The 15,089-nt window shown below is 60.5% G+C and carries 15 protein-coding genes; 9 read left to right on the plus strand and 6 right to left on the minus strand.

Translation table 11 applies throughout. From position 1 onward, the window contains the following. Nucleotides 1-177: 177 nt before the first annotated feature. The 3 genes from BXU06_RS11845 to nadA form a co-directional block, all read right to left on the minus strand. Entirely contained in the window at nucleotides 178-846 is a 669-nt protein-coding gene (locus BXU06_RS11845) for a protein-L-isoaspartate(D-aspartate) O-methyltransferase (protein ID WP_216352468.1), read from the minus strand. After that, nucleotides 831-1,574, minus strand: a complete 744-nt coding sequence (surE, locus tag BXU06_RS11850) for a 5'/3'-nucleotidase SurE (protein WP_077299779.1) — start codon at nucleotides 1,572-1,574, stop codon at nucleotides 831-833. Before surE ends, BXU06_RS11845 begins: the two co-directional genes overlap by 16 nt. Nucleotides 1,575-1,669: 95 nt before the next feature. Next, nucleotides 1,670-2,587, minus strand: coding sequence for a quinolinate synthase NadA (nadA, locus tag BXU06_RS11855; protein WP_077299781.1), 918 nt, complete (start codon nucleotides 2,585-2,587; stop codon nucleotides 1,670-1,672). 540 nt (nucleotides 2,588-3,127) lie between these two features. On the opposite strand from nadA, the gene BXU06_RS11860 reads away from it, so the two are divergent. The 6 genes from BXU06_RS11860 (at nucleotide 3,128) to BXU06_RS18500 (ending at nucleotide 8,573) form a co-directional block, all read left to right on the plus strand. Beyond that, nucleotides 3,128-5,800 (plus strand): bifunctional acetate--CoA ligase family protein/GNAT family N-acetyltransferase, encoded by a 2,673-nt coding sequence (locus BXU06_RS11860; protein WP_077299783.1) that lies wholly within the window; start codon nucleotides 3,128-3,130, stop codon nucleotides 5,798-5,800. A 175-nt stretch (nucleotides 5,801-5,975) separates the two neighbouring features. After that, on the plus strand, nucleotides 5,976-6,224 hold the full coding sequence (gene rpsP, locus BXU06_RS11865; protein ID WP_077299785.1) for a 30S ribosomal protein S16: 249 nt from the start codon (nucleotides 5,976-5,978) through the stop codon (nucleotides 6,222-6,224). A gap of 62 nt (nucleotides 6,225-6,286) precedes the next feature. Beyond that, entirely contained in the window at nucleotides 6,287-6,775 is a 489-nt protein-coding gene (rimM, locus tag BXU06_RS11870) for a ribosome maturation factor RimM (protein WP_077302849.1), read from the plus strand. Between the two features lie 2 nt (nucleotides 6,776-6,777). After that, the gene (gene trmD / locus BXU06_RS11875; protein ID WP_077299788.1) at nucleotides 6,778-7,533 is read left to right on the plus strand and encodes a tRNA (guanosine(37)-N1)-methyltransferase TrmD; all 756 of its coding nucleotides are present in this window, start codon (nucleotides 6,778-6,780) and stop codon (nucleotides 7,531-7,533) included. 17 nt (nucleotides 7,534-7,550) lie between these two features. Further along, nucleotides 7,551-7,931 (plus strand): 50S ribosomal protein L19, encoded by a 381-nt coding sequence (rplS, locus tag BXU06_RS11880; protein ID WP_077299790.1) that lies wholly within the window; start codon nucleotides 7,551-7,553, stop codon nucleotides 7,929-7,931. Nucleotides 7,932-8,069: 138 nt separating this feature from the next. Further along, nucleotides 8,070-8,573: a methylated-DNA--[protein]-cysteine S-methyltransferase gene (locus BXU06_RS18500; RefSeq protein WP_150125189.1), complete on the plus strand. Its 504-nt coding sequence runs from the start codon at nucleotides 8,070-8,072 to the stop codon at nucleotides 8,571-8,573. A gap of 75 nt (nucleotides 8,574-8,648) precedes the next feature. Here the strand turns inward: BXU06_RS18500 and clpA are convergent, their stop codons facing one another. Together clpA and clpS are read right to left on the minus strand one after the other, a co-directional pair. Next, nucleotides 8,649-10,952 (minus strand): ATP-dependent Clp protease ATP-binding subunit ClpA, encoded by a 2,304-nt coding sequence (gene clpA / locus BXU06_RS11890; protein WP_077299793.1) that lies wholly within the window; start codon nucleotides 10,950-10,952, stop codon nucleotides 8,649-8,651. Beyond that, the gene (gene clpS / locus BXU06_RS11895) at nucleotides 10,949-11,260 is read right to left on the minus strand and encodes an ATP-dependent Clp protease adapter ClpS (RefSeq protein WP_077299796.1); all 312 of its coding nucleotides are present in this window, start codon (nucleotides 11,258-11,260) and stop codon (nucleotides 10,949-10,951) included. The genes clpA and clpS overlap by 4 nt, the downstream gene beginning before the upstream one ends. A 762-nt stretch (nucleotides 11,261-12,022) precedes the next feature. Here clpS and BXU06_RS11905 point away from each other — a divergent pair. Together BXU06_RS11905 and BXU06_RS11910 are read left to right on the plus strand one after the other, a co-directional pair. Then, the gene (locus BXU06_RS11905; protein ID WP_077299802.1) at nucleotides 12,023-12,226 is read left to right on the plus strand and encodes a cold-shock protein; all 204 of its coding nucleotides are present in this window, start codon (nucleotides 12,023-12,025) and stop codon (nucleotides 12,224-12,226) included. Nucleotides 12,227-12,488: 262 nt separating this feature from the next. After that, nucleotides 12,489-12,692, plus strand: coding sequence for a cold-shock protein (locus tag BXU06_RS11910; RefSeq protein WP_077299805.1), 204 nt, complete (start codon nucleotides 12,489-12,491; stop codon nucleotides 12,690-12,692). Nucleotides 12,693-12,782: 90 nt separating this feature from the next. Here the strand turns inward: BXU06_RS11910 and icd are convergent, their stop codons facing one another. Next, a complete protein-coding gene (gene icd / locus BXU06_RS11915) occupies nucleotides 12,783-14,027 on the minus strand; it encodes an NADP-dependent isocitrate dehydrogenase (protein WP_077299809.1) in 1,245 nt (414 codons plus the stop codon). Nucleotides 14,028-14,420: 393 nt separating this feature from the next. On the opposite strand from icd, the gene BXU06_RS11920 reads away from it, so the two are divergent. Further along, on the plus strand, nucleotides 14,421-15,071 hold the full coding sequence (locus tag BXU06_RS11920; protein ID WP_077302853.1) for a pseudouridine synthase: 651 nt from the start codon (nucleotides 14,421-14,423) through the stop codon (nucleotides 15,069-15,071). The last annotated feature ends 18 nt before the right edge of the window (nucleotides 15,072-15,089 follow it).

The raw sequence follows: 15,089 nt of genomic DNA on the forward strand, positions 1-15,089 counted from the left end.
AAAACGGTTTACGTGCTAGGCGCATAGTTCACTATCGCTGAATCATATGTAAGACGACCCTGCCTGCTTTGTCTAGCGACTTTGGCAAGGACGGGGGATTTTCTTTGAAACCGGGTTCAACAACCAGATGGTATGTATCATGCACACAACATATTGATGATTTGCCGGGCAGCAAGCCTACTGCTGACCGTTCAGCAGTGGGACAAATCGGACAGGGTCAAGCCGGGTTTTTTGCACAGAATCTTCCTGTTTGTCGATCATCCACAGAAACTGCTCCTGGGTGCCCAGCGGCAGAATCATCCGCCCCCCCACGGCCAGTTGCTCCAGCAGGGCCGGTGGAATATGCGTAGCAGCTGCTGTCATGATAATAGCATCAAACGGTGCCACTTCGGGCAGGCCAAGGTGACCATCACCATATTGCAGCCGGGCCCGCACCTGCTTGACCGCACGCAAATTGGCCCGCGCCCGGTCGAGCAACGCCGCAATGCGCTCAATTGAGTACACCTCGGGAAACAGCTTGGTCAGGATGGCAGTCTGGTAGCCACAGCCGGTGCCAATTTCGAGAATTTTTTTCGGGGATTTGCCGTTGAGCAGCAATTCGGTCATGCGTGCCACGGTAAATGGCTGGGAAATGGTCTGACCATGGCCAATCGGCAAAGCGTCGTCGTCGTAAGCGCGGTGCGCCAGGGCGTTTTCCACAAACAGGTGGCGCGGCAGTTCAGCCATGGCCGCCAGCACGCGCGGGTCGGCAATGCCTTTTTCGCGCAGCCGGTCAACCATCCGGGTGCGCGTGCGGGGTGAAGTCATGCCAATGCCAAGGTGCGGGGTATTCATGATGCGAGCCATGCAGAAAAGGGGTCCAGGGCGGAGTGAGCGGTCAGGTCCAGTTGTAGCGGAGTCAGCGAGACCGCGCCAGCCGCCACGGTATGGAAATCGGTTCCTGGGCCGGCATCTTGAGCGGCACCCACGCCCCCCACCCAATAGACCGTCTCGCCTCGTGGGTTCTGGCTGCGAATCACCGGTTCGGCATGGTGACGCCGGCCCAGCCGGGTGACCTGTAACGGCCCCAGTTGGTCTGGCGCAATATCCGGCACATTGACGTTCAATAACGCAGGGGTGCTCCAGGGTGCCGCCAGCCAGCGCGTCACCAGTTGTTCGGCCACCCGGCAGGCCGAGGCGAAATGCCGGCCAGGTTTGCCGGCCAGCGACAGGGCAACCGCCGGCACACCCAGCAGATAGGCCTCGGTAGCGGCGGCCACGGTGCCGGAGTACAGCGTGTCATCGCCCATGTTCGGACCGTGGTTGATGCCGGAAAACACCATGTCGGGACGCTGTTCCATCAGGCCGGTGATGGCCAGATGGACGCAGTCGGTGGGCGTGCCGTTGACGCTGAAAAACCCGTTGGCGGCCCGGCGGGCAATCAGCGGGCGGTCCAGCGTCAGCGAGTTGGACGCGCCGCTGCGGTCGCGCTCGGGGGCGACCACGGTGACCGAGCCAAAACGCGACAGGGTCTCGGCCAGGGCGGCAATGCCGGGGGCAAAGTAACCGTCGTCGTTGCTGATCAAAAAATTCATGGCGTGTCACTCAAGGTGAATGGGGCGATTGTAACCCGCCAAGGGCAAAAGGCCATGTCATTTCACCGCTGGCACCAGGCCGATGCGCGTGCGCATCAGGCCACGTAGCGCTGGCTGAACGCCAGCATGCGTTCAATCGGTGCCCGGGCAGCGTCCATCTGGGCCGCGCTCAGGTAGTCGATGTGCGTGCCCTGGCCAGCCTGGGCAGCCTGCACTGCCGCAATGGTGTTCAGCTTCATGTATGGACAGGAATTGCACTGGCAGCCGGCGTAAATCGGTGCCTGCAGCAGGTTCAGATCCGGGCGGGCCTGATGCATGTTGTACAGGATGCCGTCTTCGGTGGCGACAAAAATACTGGCCTGCAGATCACCCTGATAGTTTTTGACCCAGTTCAACATGCCTGAGGTGGAACCCACGTAGTCTGCACGTTGCAGTACCGGCAACGGGCTTTCCGGGTGCGCAATCAGGAAAACTTCACCCGGCGCGCTGGCAAAGGCTTCGTTGAGCGCGGTTTCGTTGAACTTGTCGTGCACCTCGCACACTGCCGACCACAGCGGCATGTCGTAGCCGTACTGGAAATTCAGGTAAGCCCCCATATTGCGGTCGGGCGAAAAAATCACTTTTTTGCCTTCGGCGTACAGGTGGGCAATGATGTCGTCAACATTGCGGCTGGTGACAATCCAGTCGGACAGCGCCTTGTGCTCGGCGCTGGAGTTGATGTAGGACACATGCACGTGATCGGGGTAGCTTTCCCGCCAGGCCCGCAAGGCACCGACATCGGTCTGGGTGACCAGCGAGCAGGTGGAGCCGGCATCAGGCAGAATCACCGTGGCCTGGGGGTTGAGAATCTTGGCGGTTTCCGCCATGAAGCGCACACCGGCAAACACGATGATGTCGGCCTGGGCGTCGCGGGCATACAAGGAAAGCTCCAGGCTGTCGCCCACCTTGTCAGCCATATGCTGGATTTCAGGTGCAGTGTAGTAATGGGCGAGGGTCACAACACGGGGGGACATCGGGTTTGGCTCCTGCCGCAGAAAAGGCGGCTGATATTGGGCAAGGCTGCAGAGGCTCTGCTGCAGTGCGCTGCCGCCGGCTGACGAAGCGGGCAGTGCAATGCATCATGAAATGAACCGCGTCAGAACCAGGGCTGACAACCCGGTTTTGCGCGCACGAAAATCGAAACATAGCAAAAAAGCCACAGCGCTGCCAGCGACACGCCGCCGGCAGCATGGTAATGACCCGCCGTTTTTGCGAAGGGAAACAGACTGGTAGATAATGTTGCATTGCACAATACTCACCCGGTATTGTACTCAGGCTGCCGATGCAGTGCGCTCTATCCCCCCGCAGAGAGCACTTGCCCGCATGTTTTGCCAGACAGATTCCGCCGTGGCCCAAGTGGTCCGCCCGGCAGTCTGCCCTTTGAGACTGGCAAACCAACGACCGACGGCCACATTGCGGACAGCACGCGGCCATCCCCGCCTGTCTGGCCCTGCTGGCGACGCCGGTCATCCCGTGCGTCACGATAAAACTGATTGAATGACCAGGCTAAAACCATGAAACCGCACTATTTAACGCCACTTTTTGCCCCCCGCACCGTTGCCGTCATCGGGGCCAGCGACACGCCGGGCTCGGTGGGCCAGGCGGTGTTTGCCAACCTGCTGGCCGGGGGTTACCAAGGCAAACTCTATCCGGTCAACCTGAATCACCGCGTGGTGGGCGGCATTGCTGCCGTGCCCAATGTGAAAATGCTTGAGGTGGATATCGACCTGGCCGTGGTCACCACCGCCATCCGCTCGCTGCCGGGCGTGATGAAAGACTGTGCCAAAAAAGGCGTGAAGGCCGTACTGCTCACCCGCGAGTTTGCCGATACCGACGAGCTGGAAAGCGAGGTCATGAACGAATCGCTGGCCATTGCCAAACGCGCCGGCGTCCGTGTGCTTGGCCCGAACATGCTTGGCCTGATGCGCCCGGTGATCGGCCTGAACGCCAGCAATTATTCCGCCAAGGTGCGCCCCGGCAATCTGGCGCTGGTGGCGCACTCGTCGGCACTGTGTACCGCCATGCTGGACTGGGCCGAAGCCAAGGGCATTGGTTTTTCCAGCGTGATTTCGATGGGCGAAAGCTCGGATCTGGATTTTGGCGAAATCCTCGATTACCTGGTGGCCGACGGCTACACCCAGGGGATTTTGCTGCATGTGCATTCCATCCACGACGCGCGCCGCTTCATGAGCTCGCTGCGCGCTGCCGCGCGCGGCAAGCCGGTGGTGGTGATCAAGTCGGGCCGTTATCTGGACCAGCACACCGGGCTGACCCACTCCAGCCACATGGTGGCCAGCGGCGATGTGTTTGATTCGGCGCTGGCACGCGCGGGTGTGCTGCGGGTCAACACCATTGCCCAGCTGTTTACCGCTGCCCGCGTGCTGGCCGCCAAATACCGCGTGCTGGGCACCCGGCTGGCGATTGTCACCAACGGCATCGGCCCTGGCGTGCTGGCCGCTGACAGCGTGATGAGCTACGGTGCCGAACTGGCGCAGCTGTCGCCGGACACCATGCAGCTGCTGAACGAAGAACTGCCGCGCAACTGGTCGCGCGCCAACCCGGTGGACATCATCGGCGACGCCAGCCCGGTGCGTTTCCGCATGGCGGTCAAGGCCTGTCTGGACGACCCGAACGTGGATGGCGTGCTGGTGATCTTCACCCCGCAGGCCGGTACCGACCACCACACCACCGCCGAACTGATGGTGGGCCTGCAAAAGGAAACCACCAAGCCAATGTTCATGTCCTGGCTTGGTGATTCGAAAGTGGCCTCCAGCCGCGAGCTGTTCAGCCGCGCGCGCATGGCACACTTCCGCACCCCGGAATTTGCCGTGGAAGTGTTCCGCTCGCTGGCCTCGTTCCACTACAACCAGCAATTGCTGATGCAAACCCCCGGCCCGCTGCAGGGCGAGCACACCGCGCCGGACGTGGCACGGGCGCAGATCATCATCGACGCTGCGCTGACCCAGGGTCGGGAAGTGCTGTCGGAGCGCGAATCCAAGGAAATCCTGGCGGCGTTTGACATCCCGGTGAATGAAACCCGGCTGGCCACCACTGCCGAGGAAGCCGTGGCCCACGCCGAAACACTGGGTTACCCGGTGGTGCTGAAAATCGACTCGCCGGACGTGATTTACAAGTCCGACGTGGGCGGGGTGGAGCTGAACATCACCAGCAGTGCCTCGGTGCGGGAAACCTTTGCCAATATTCTCACCCGCACCCGTCAGGCCATGCCGGATGCACTGGTGCATGGTGTGTCGGTGCAATCCATGGTGCGCCGTCGCCATGCCCGCGAGCTGATGATGGGCGTGGTGCACGACAACACCTTTGGCCCGGTCATCACCTTTGGCACCGGCGGCATCGCCACCGAAATCCAGCACGACCGCACCATCGCCCTGCCGCCGCTGAACAGCTATCTGGCCGAAAAAATGATTACCCGCACCCGGATCAGCAAAACCCTGGGCGAGTTCAAGAACATGCCGGCGGTGGATTTGGAACTGGTCAAGCAGTTGCTGGGCCGGGTGTCGGAAATGGTCTGTGAGCTGCCCGACCTGCTGGAAATGGACATCAACCCGCTGCTGGTGGACGACCGTGGCGGCGTGGTGCTGGATGCGCGCATCATCGTGCGCAAGACCCGCCACTCGCGCCGCTACCGGCATATGGCGATCATGCCCTACCCGTCGGACATGGTGGAGCAGATGGTGCTGAACGACGGCACCGAAGTGACCATCCGCCCGATGCGCCCGGAAGACGCCGACATGCAGCAGGAGTTTGTGCGCAACCTGTCGGAAGAAAGCCGCTACAACCGCTATATGTCCAGCATCAAGCAGCTGTCGCAGTCGGTGCTGGTGCGCTTCACCCAGCTGGACTTCGACCGGGAAATGGCGCTGGTGATGACCCGCATGGTGGATGGCCACGAAGAGCAGCTGGGCGTGGCGCGCTACTTTACCGACCCGGACAACGAGTCGTGCGAGTTTGCCCTGGTGGTGGCCGACAACTGGCAAGGACGCGGCATTGGCCCGATCATGATGCACCGGCTGTTTGACGCGGCCAAGAAGCAGGGGCTGACCATCATGCGCGGCGAGGTGCTGGCCAATAACAAGGGCATGCTCAAGCTGATGGGCAAGATTGGCTTTACCGTCTCGCCGCACCCGGAAGACCGCCAGCTGACCTGGGTGACCCGGCCACTGTAAGCTTCCCGGTACCGGCTTTTGCCTCCCGTCCCTCCCCCGACCGGGCCAACAAGGCCGGTTGGGCTGCGGCAGCCGTGCCACTCTGGCGCGGCTGTTGATTTAAACACTTGCAAGTAAAAGGAAAAGCGGCTTAAAATCGCAGCCTTTTTACTGTCTGATTAAACTAGGAACCACCATGGTTGTGATTCGTCTTGCTCGCGGCGGCGCCAAGAACCGTCCGTTTTTCAATATCGTCGTGACCGATTCCCGCAACCGCCGCGACGGCCGCTTTATCGAACGCGTTGGCTTCTACAACCCGGTTGCCAATGAGCGTCAGGAACGCGTGCGTCTGGCAATGGACCGCGTGAGCTACTGGACCGGCGTTGGCGCCCAGGTGACCGAAGCTGTCGCCAAGCTGCTGAAGCAACAGAAAGTGACCGCCTGAGCATGTCAGGCACCCCTGTGATGACCGGCCAAGCGCCGCCCAGTGAGGACGCACTGGTCAGCATGGGTTATATCTCTGGCGCGTTCGGGATTCGCGGCTGGGTGAAAATCCACGCCGACACCGAATACGCCGACAGCCTGTTCGACTACCCACGCTGGTGGCTGGGCCGCCCTGGCGGTGCATGGCAGGCCTACACGCTGGAAGACGGCGCGGTGCACACCAAGGCCATTGCGGCCAAGCTCCAGGGCATTGCCGGGCGTGATGAGGCCGCCGCATTGCGCGGCCTGACCATCGCCATCGAACGCAGCGAGCTGCCACCCGCCGAAGAAGGCGAATACTACTGGGCCGACCTGATCGGCCTGTCGGTAATCAACCTTCAGGGTGAACTGCTGGGCCAGGTCAGCGAGTTGCTGGCCACAGGTGCTGCCAACGATGTGCTGGTGGTGCATCAGGACCAGACCGAACGGCTGATTCCCTTTGTGGCCGCCTACGTGCTGGAAGTCGATCTGCCCGGCAAGACCGTGCGGGTTGACTGGGGGCTGGACTACTGACGATGCAGATTGATGTCGTCACCCTGTTTCCCGAGATGTTTACCGCGCTGACCGCCAGCGGCGTCACCCGCCGGGCACTGGAGCAGGGCATCTGGCAACTGCACACGCACTACCCCCGGGATTTTGCCTACGACAATTACCGTACGGTGGATGACCGCCCTTACGGTGGCGGGCCTGGCATGGTCATGCGGGTAGAGCCGCTGGAAGGCGCGCTTCAGGCCGCTCGTCGTCGTCAGGCAGAAGCGGGCGTGCCACAGAGCCACTGCATTTATCTGTCGCCGCAAGGCCGACCGCTGACCGATGCCCGCGTGCGGGAACTGTCTGCCCTGCCTGGCCTGATTTTACTGGCCGGACGTTACGAAGGCGTGGACGAACGGTTAATCGACCGTCAGGTTGATGAAGAAATTTCACTGGGCGACTATGTGCTGTCCGGCGGTGAATTGCCGGCCATGGTGCTGATGGATGCGATTATCCGTCTGCTGCCGGGGGTGCTGAACCACGCCCAGTCTGCCGAACAGGACTCGTTTGTGGATGGCCTGCTGGATTGCCCCCACTACACCCGGCCTGAAGAATACCAAGGCATGCGCGTGCCGGATGTTTTACTGTCCGGCGACCATGCCCTGATTGCCCGCTGGCGACTCAAGCAGTCACTCGGACGCACGGCCCGCCGTCGCCCCGACCTGCTTGCCCATCGCCCGCTGTCCAAACTGGAATCTCGGCTGCTGGCTGAGTATCAGCAGGAACAAGATTCCGCATAACAACAGGAGTTTCTCCCATGAATCTGCTGCAACAACTTGAGCAGGAAGAAATCGCCCGTCTGGGTAAAACCATCCCTGATTTTGCACCGGGTGACACCGTGATCGTGCAAGTGAAGGTGAAGGAAGGCAACCGTGAGCGTCTGCAGGCTTACGAAGGTGTGGTGATTGCCAAGAAAAACCGTGGCCTGAACAGCGCCTTTACCGTGCGCAAGATCTCCGCCGGCACGGGCGTGGAACGGACGTTCCAGACCTACTCGCCGCTGGTTGCCCAGATCGAAGTGAAGCGCCGTGGTGACGTGCGTCGTGCCAAGCTGTACTACCTGCGCGAACGTTCGGGCAAGTCGGCTCGTATCAAGGAAAAGCTGCCGGCACGCAAGGTGGTGGCTGCCAAGGCGTAAACCGCTCAGGCATCCCCATTCAGGCATTGATTGCCCAGCTGTCTCGAAAAAAGCACGCCATCAGGCGTGCTTTTTTTATGACCAACGCCACACATCAGGGTACGCTGCCCATTTCCTGGAGTGTTCTGGAGTGCCACCATGCCTCGCCCTGCCATCTTGCCGCTGGAACACGCGGTCATCGCCGCCCCCTTTGGCTGTCTTGGCCTGAGCGCCGAACCCGAGGTAATTACCGCCATCCGCTTTCTGCCCGCCGATGCCCCGCTGCAGTCGCCGCGTGCTGGCTCGCTGTGCGCACAGCTGGCAGATGAGCTGGCCCACTACTGGCAGCACCCCGACCATGTCTTCAGCCTGCCTTTGCGGGCGGATGGCACAGCTTTTCAGCAGCGGGTGTGGCAGGCCATGTGCGCCATCCCCTCTGGCCAGGTGGCGTGCTATGGCGACTTGGCCCGCCAGCTAGGCAGCGCCGCCCGCGCGGTGGGGGGCGCATGTGGGCGCAATCCGCTGCCGATTGTGATTCCCTGTCACCGGGTGGTGGCCGCACACGATCTGGGTGGGTTTAATCAGTCACGCGGGGAAAATACCCTGTCAATCAAACGCTGGCTGTTGCAGCACGAGGGCAGTTGGCCGGGCAATGCCCAATAAAAACCCCGCCAGGCCGCAGGGGCGAGGCGGGGTTGCCAGAGTGGCACACGGATAGGGTTGGCGTCAGTTCAAACCTCAGGCCGGCACAGCGCTGCCTTTGTCCTTGGCGCTTTTGTCCTTGCTGGTTTCCTTGACAAACTCCAGCCGGACCTTGCCTTGCTCGTCCAGATCGACCGTCACTTCGCCGCCATCGGCCAGCCGGCCAAACAGCAGTTCGTCGGCCAGCGCCTTGCGGATGGTGTCCTGAATCAGCCGCGCCATTGGCCGGGCCCCCATCTGCGGGTCGAAACCGTTCTTGGCCAGATGCGCCTTCAGCGCCTCGGTAAAGTGGATATCCACCTTCTTTTCGGCCAGTTGTGCTTCCAGCTGCATCAGGAACTTGTCCACCACGCGCAGGATGATCGCTTGGTCCAGCATCTTGAACGAAATGGTGGCATCCAGCCGGTTGCGGAACTCCGGCGTGAACAGCCGCTTGATATCGGCCATCTCATCGCCGCTGGACTTGCTGCTGGTAAAGCCGATGCTGGACTTGCTCAGGCTTTCTGCGCCAGCGTTGGTGGTCATGATGATCACCACATTGCGGAAGTCCGCCTTGCGTCCGTTATTGTCCGTCAGCGTGCCATGATCCATCACCTGCAGCAGCACATTGAAGATGTCCGGATGGGCCTTTTCGATTTCGTCCAGCAGCAGCACCGCATACGGATGCTTGGTGATCTGCTCGGTAAGCAGGCCGCCCTGTTCAAAACCGACATAGCCCGGCGGTGCGCCAATCAGCCGCGACACGGCGTGACGCTCCATGTATTCGGACATGTCAAAGCGCAGCAACTCCACGCCCAGCGTGTAGGCCAGCTGTTTGGCCACTTCAGTCTTGCCCACCCCGGTAGGGCCGGAGAACAGGAAGGAGCCAATCGGCTTGGACGGGTTGCCCAGCCCAGAGCGCGACATCTTGATGGCAGCGGCCAGCGCATCAATGGCGGCATCCTGACCAAACACCACGTTTTTCAGATCGCGGTCCAGCGTCTTGAGCGCGCTGCGGTCGTCGTTGGACACCGTCTTGGCCGGAATCCGGGCAATCTTGGTGATGATGTCCTCGATTTCCGGCTTGGAAATCACTTTCTTCTGCCGCGACTTCGGCAGCAGGCGCTGGGCAGCACCGGCTTCGTCGATCACGTCAATCGCCTTGTCTGGCAGATGGCGGTCGTTGATGTAGCGCGCGGCCAGCTCGGCAGCGGTGGTCAGCGCGGCGGCGGTGTACTTCACCCCATGGTGGGCTTCAAAGCGCGACTTCAGCCCACGCAGGATTTGCACGGTCTGCTCCACCGTCGGTTCGACCACGTCGATTTTCTGGAAGCGCCGCGACAGGGCGTTGTCCTTCTCGAAAATGCCACGGTATTCGTTGTAGGTGGTGGCACCAATGCAGCGCAGCGTACCGTTGGACAAAGCCGGCTTGAGCAGGTTGGAAGCATCCAGCGTGCCGCCCGACGCCGCCCCCGCCCCAATCAGGGTGTGGATTTCGTCGATGAACAGAATGGCATGCTTGTCCTCGGTCAATTGCTTGATCACGCTCTTGAGCCGTTGCTCAAAATCGCCACGATACTTGGTGCCCGCCAGCAGCGAGCCCATGTCCAGCGAATAGACGGTGGCTTCCGCCAGCACTTCGGGCACCTCACCCTGCACAATGCGCCGCGCCAGGCCTTCGGCGATGGCGGTTTTGCCCACCCCGGCCTCACCCACCAGCAGTGGGTTGTTCTTGCGCCGGCGGCACAGGGTCTGGATTACCCGCTCCAGCTCCTGGTCGCGGCCAATCAGCGGGTCGATCTTGCCGGCCACCGCCTGCTGGTTGAGGTTTTGCGTGTAGTTTTCCAGGGCACCGCCGTGGCCGGCCCCTTCCTGCTCGTCGCTGCTCTCCTCACTGCTGCTGCCCCGGGCGGGCGGCTCGGCGCTTTTCTGTTTGGAAATACCGTGCGAGATGTAGTTGACCACATCCAGGCGGCTGATGTTCTGCTGGTGCAGGTAGTACACCGCGTGCGAATCCTTTTCGCCAAAAATGGCCACCAGGATATTGGCACCCGTGACTTCCTTCTTGCCAGACGACTGCACATGCAGGATGGCGCGCTGGATCACGCGCTGGAAGCCCAGGGTAGGCTGGGTTTCCACCTCGTCGGAGCCGGACACGGTTGGCGTGTGCTGTTCGATGAATTCGGACAGGTTTTTGCGCAACTGGTCGAGATTGGCACCGCAGGCGCGCAGCACGTCCGCAGCAGACGGGTTGTCGAGCATGGCCAGCAGCAGATGTTCTACGCTGATGAATTCATGGCGTTTCTGACGTGCGTCCATGAAGGCCATGTGCAGGCTGACTTCAAGTTCTTGGGCAATCATCCGTTTTCCTCCATTACGCACTGCAAGGGGTGCTGGTGAACACGAGCCATATCCAGCACCTGATCGACCTTGGTGGCGGCAATATCTTTGGTATAAACACCACAGACGCCTCGCCCCTCGGTGTGAACGGTGAGCATGACCCGGGTGGCTTGTTCTTGATCCATCCGAAAGATGCGTTGCAAAACTTGCACCACAAACTCCATCGGCGTGAAATCGTCGTTCAAAAGTAAAACTTTGTACAAAGGTGGCGGGGCCACCCGCGTTTTTTGGGGGACGAGGGCAACGTCGTCCTGGGTGCGTCTGGGCATACCGGTGGAACTCACTCTTCGGTTACTCTCATTTTGGCGTGAGCCAAGGCTTTTTCAAGGTAAGAATCCTAACGGATTCAGCCAACTACTGCTCAACTCGATGGCCGGCATCGACCGTTCCGGCCAGCAAACCCAGTGTGGGCAAGGTTTGATGACATTTACCTGTGTGGCGGATCAGGTCAAAATCTTCCTGTTGTCATCAGATAAAATAATGGTGTGGCACCCGCGCCCACTGCACGCTGATGTCCATTCCCCGACAGCCATTGTCAGGTCCCGCACAGGGATGAAGGCCACCGCCCACCGCTGCGTCGTCCACGCCAGCCCACACGCCAGCCCATGGTTCAAGCAGCAAGCCACCGGCAGGGGGGCTGCTGTGCCGGGCGCATGACAAGGTGTCATGCAAATCATCGGCCAGCTTGTTGCATGGGGGCTGCCCCCCCCCCGGTGGCCGCCGGGCCAACAGCCCTGGCCTCAACATGGTGCGCACCAGCCCGATCACGGCGCATAGCCCTGGCGCGCCTTGTGCAGACCCAGGCAAAAACCGGCAGAAAACCCCAGAGTGCCGCAGGGGCATTGCGTAAAATAAACCGAAAACGCTTGACGCCGTCCTCAGGGTCACGTAAAACCCTTATTCAGGTGGCGGGCTTGACCTCGTTTTGCAGTACCGGATTGCCTCCGCGATGCTCGCTAAAACACCAAAGTGAAAGCTTCGTAGTATCGGGGTTCACCACCCCTGTTTTTTTGTTAGGGATGTAAATACATATGGCAACTGGTACCGTCAAGTGGTTCAACGACGCTAAAGGTTTTGGCTTCATCACTCCGGATGACGGTGGTGAAGATCTGTTCGCGCATTTCTCCGCGATCAACATGAACGGTTTCAAGACCCTGAAAGAAGGACAGCGTGTGTCCTTCGATGTGACCCAAGGTCCGAAGGGCAAGCAAGCTTCCAACATCCAGGCCGCCTAACCGCGCCCTGTCTGTTGCGATAGTACGCTATCCGTACAAAAAAACCCGCCTTGGCGGGTTTTTTTGCGTGTGCACTGCAACAAAATCCCCAGGCACCCCCATATGTCCGCGTTTTGTCCTGCACAGGACTCAAATGCATGAGTACAAATGTCATAAGTACAAATACTCATTCTGTCAACAAGGGCTTTACAGGGCGGCAATATATGATATAAATGCCCATGTGCTTCGGGGATGGCCCCATTTTTTTAAGGAAACAAGCAAGATGGCAACTGGTATCGTCAAATGGTTCAACGACGCAAAAGGCTTTGGCTTCATCACTCCGGACGACGGCGGTGAAGATCTGTTTGCGCATTTCTCCGCAATCAACATGAACGGCTTCAAAACCCTCAAGGAAGGCCAACGCGTGTCGTTTGACGTGGCCCAGGGGCCGAAGGGCAAGCAGGCAGCCAACATCCAGGCTGCCTGAGCGCCGTACGCCTGCCGGGCCTCAGCGGCCCGGCATGGCCAAGAAAAAACCCGCCACACCGGCGGGTTTTTTCTTGGCGCAGGATAATGCTTACATGCGCTCGATCATGGCGTCGCCAAAGGCCGAGCAGCTGACCTCCTGAGCGCCTTCCATCAGGCGGGCAAAGTCATAAGTCACCACCTTGTCGGTGATGGCTTTTTCCATCGAGCTGATGATCAGGTCGGCGGCTTCGGTCCAGCCCATGTGACGCAGCATCATTTCAGCCGACAGAATCAGCGAACCCGGGTTCACCTTGTCCAGGCCAGCATACTTCGGCGCGGTGCCGTGGGTGGCTTCAAACATGGCCACGCTGTCGGACAGGTTGGCACCCGGTGCAATGCCAATACCGCCCACCTGGGCTGCCAGTGCGTCGGAGATGTAGTCGCCGTTCAGGTTGCAGGTGGCGATCACGTCGTATTCAGCCGGGCGCAGCAGGATTTGTTGCAGGAACGCATCAGCGATGGCGTCCTTGACAATGATTTCCTTGCCGGTTTTCGGGTTGGTGAACTTGCACCACGGGCCGCCGTCGATCGGCTGGGCACCAAACTCGTTCTTGGCCAGGTCGTAGGCCCAGTCACGGAAGCCACCTTCGGTGAACTTCATGATGTTGCCCTTGTGCACAATGGTCACCGACTTGCGGTCGTTGTCGATCGCGTATTCGATGGCCTTGCGCACCAGACGCTCGGTACCTTGCTTGGACACCGGCTTGATGCCAATGCCGGAGGTGTCCGGGAAACGGATTTTCTTCACGCCCAGTTCGGTTTGCAGGAAGTTGATCAGTTTCTTGGCGCCTTCGCTTTCGGCTTGCCATTCGATGCCGGCGTAGATGTCTTCGGTGTTTTCACGGAAGATCACCATATTGGTCAGGTCCGGGCGCTTCAGCGGCGAGGGTACGCCGGTAAAGTAGCGCACCGGGCGCAGGCAGACGTACAGGTCGAGTTCCTGACGCAGCGCCACGTTCAGCGAACGGATACCACCGCCCACCGGCGTGGTCATCGGGCCTTTGATCGACACCACATAGTCGCGCAGGGCAGCCATGGTTTCTTCCGGCAGCCACACATCGCCACCGTACACGCGGGTGGATTTTTCCCCGGCGTAGATTTCCATCCAGTGGATTTTTTTGCTGTTGTTGTAGGCTTTGGCCACGGCGGCGTCGACCACCTTGATCATCACCGGGGTGATGTCGATGCCGATGCCGTCACCTTCGATGAACGGGATGATCGGGTTGTTCGGAATAGCCTGGCCCGGGATGATTTTCTGGCCGTCTTGGGGTACGGAAATGTGGGAAGTCGTCATGCCTGCTCCATCATGGATTGTCGTGTGGGAGTGCGTGCGCATGCCGCAAAAGGCCCTGGCGCCGGCTCGTGACCGGTTCCTGATGGACGGCTGCCTGTGGCGAGGCAGGTCGGACGGGTTCTCGACATGCGCATAAACTGATCGGTTTGGAATCAAAATCGGGGCGGGGAGAGTGCGAGCCGGTCGCGCGCTGAACCGCGACGGACAAGTTATAGGTATCGAAAATTTTTCGCGTCTCCTCAGCCTGATATTATCACGTAAAACCGTTTGCTCGGCTAGAGGATGTTCGATTTCGCGCATCCGTGCGCTGTTTCGCACCTCTTTGGGGCACCGGCTTATGTTGCCATGCAGCATGAAACCGGCAAAAAATCCGCATTTTTCACAAGGGCCGCTATGCCGGAACTGATTGTCTTCAATAAACCATATGGGGTGATCTGCCAGTTCTCCCCGCACCCCACCCACCCCAGTCTGGCTGATTACGTCCACACGCCGGACGTATATCCGGCAGGCCGGCTGGATACCGACAGCGAAGGTCTGTTGCTGCTGACCGCCGATGGCGCTTTGCAGCATGACATCAGCCATCCGCAGCGCAAACTGGCCAAAACCTACTGGGTGCAGGTGGAAGGCATTCCCGACGACGCGGCCCTGGCACAGCTGCGTCAGGGGGTAGACCTGGGCGATTTTGTCACCCGCCCGGCCCAGGCGCGGCGGATTGACCCACCGGCGCTGTGGCCGCGCACCCCGCCGATCCGGGTGCGGCAAAGCGTGCCGGACAGCTGGCTGGAACTGATCATCACCGAAGGCAAAAACCGCCAGGTGCGGCGGATGACCGCCAAGGTGGGCCATCCCACCCTGCGCCTGGTGCGGGTGGCCATTGGCGAATGGACGTTGGATGGCCTGCAGCCAGGCGAATTGCGCCAGCTCAGTGTGCCCCTTGCCAAGCCTGGCAAACCAGCGCACCATGACTGTGCCATGTTACGCGCCACGCGCCCGGCCTCATCCCGGCCCGGAGTCCGCAGCCGTCATGCCAGTCGACGCCGCTGATCCACGTTGACCCCACTG

The sequence above is a fragment of the Aquaspirillum sp. LM1 genome, from assembly GCF_002002905.1.
Taxonomy (GTDB): Bacteria; Pseudomonadota; Gammaproteobacteria; order Burkholderiales; family Aquaspirillaceae; genus Rivihabitans.

Bases quoted from the DNA above. Each gene is read 5' to 3' on its own strand.
- BXU06_RS11845 (WP_216352468.1), bottom strand. From the start codon at position 846: ATGGCTCGCATCATGAATACCCCGCACCTTGGCATTGGCATGACTTCA.
- surE (WP_077299779.1), bottom strand. From the start codon at position 1,574: ATGAATTTTTTGATCAGCAACGACGACGGTTACTTTGCCCCCGGCATT.
- nadA (WP_077299781.1), bottom strand. From the start codon at position 2,587: ATGTCCCCCCGTGTTGTGACCCTCGCCCATTACTACACTGCACCTGAA.
- BXU06_RS11860 (WP_077299783.1), top strand. From the start codon at position 3,128: ATGAAACCGCACTATTTAACGCCACTTTTTGCCCCCCGCACCGTTGCC.
- rpsP (WP_077299785.1), top strand. From the start codon at position 5,976: ATGGTTGTGATTCGTCTTGCTCGCGGCGGCGCCAAGAACCGTCCGTTT.
- rimM (WP_077302849.1), top strand. From the start codon at position 6,287: ATGGGTTATATCTCTGGCGCGTTCGGGATTCGCGGCTGGGTGAAAATC.
- trmD (WP_077299788.1), top strand. From the start codon at position 6,778: ATGCAGATTGATGTCGTCACCCTGTTTCCCGAGATGTTTACCGCGCTG.
- rplS (WP_077299790.1), top strand. From the start codon at position 7,551: ATGAATCTGCTGCAACAACTTGAGCAGGAAGAAATCGCCCGTCTGGGT.
- BXU06_RS18500 (WP_150125189.1), top strand. From the start codon at position 8,070: ATGCCTCGCCCTGCCATCTTGCCGCTGGAACACGCGGTCATCGCCGCC.
- clpA (WP_077299793.1), bottom strand. From the start codon at position 10,952: ATGATTGCCCAAGAACTTGAAGTCAGCCTGCACATGGCCTTCATGGAC.
- clpS (WP_077299796.1), bottom strand. From the start codon at position 11,260: ATGCCCAGACGCACCCAGGACGACGTTGCCCTCGTCCCCCAAAAAACG.
- BXU06_RS11905 (WP_077299802.1), top strand. From the start codon at position 12,023: ATGGCAACTGGTACCGTCAAGTGGTTCAACGACGCTAAAGGTTTTGGC.
- BXU06_RS11910 (WP_077299805.1), top strand. From the start codon at position 12,489: ATGGCAACTGGTATCGTCAAATGGTTCAACGACGCAAAAGGCTTTGGC.
- icd (WP_077299809.1), bottom strand. From the start codon at position 14,027: ATGACGACTTCCCACATTTCCGTACCCCAAGACGGCCAGAAAATCATC.
- BXU06_RS11920 (WP_077302853.1), top strand. From the start codon at position 14,421: ATGCCGGAACTGATTGTCTTCAATAAACCATATGGGGTGATCTGCCAG.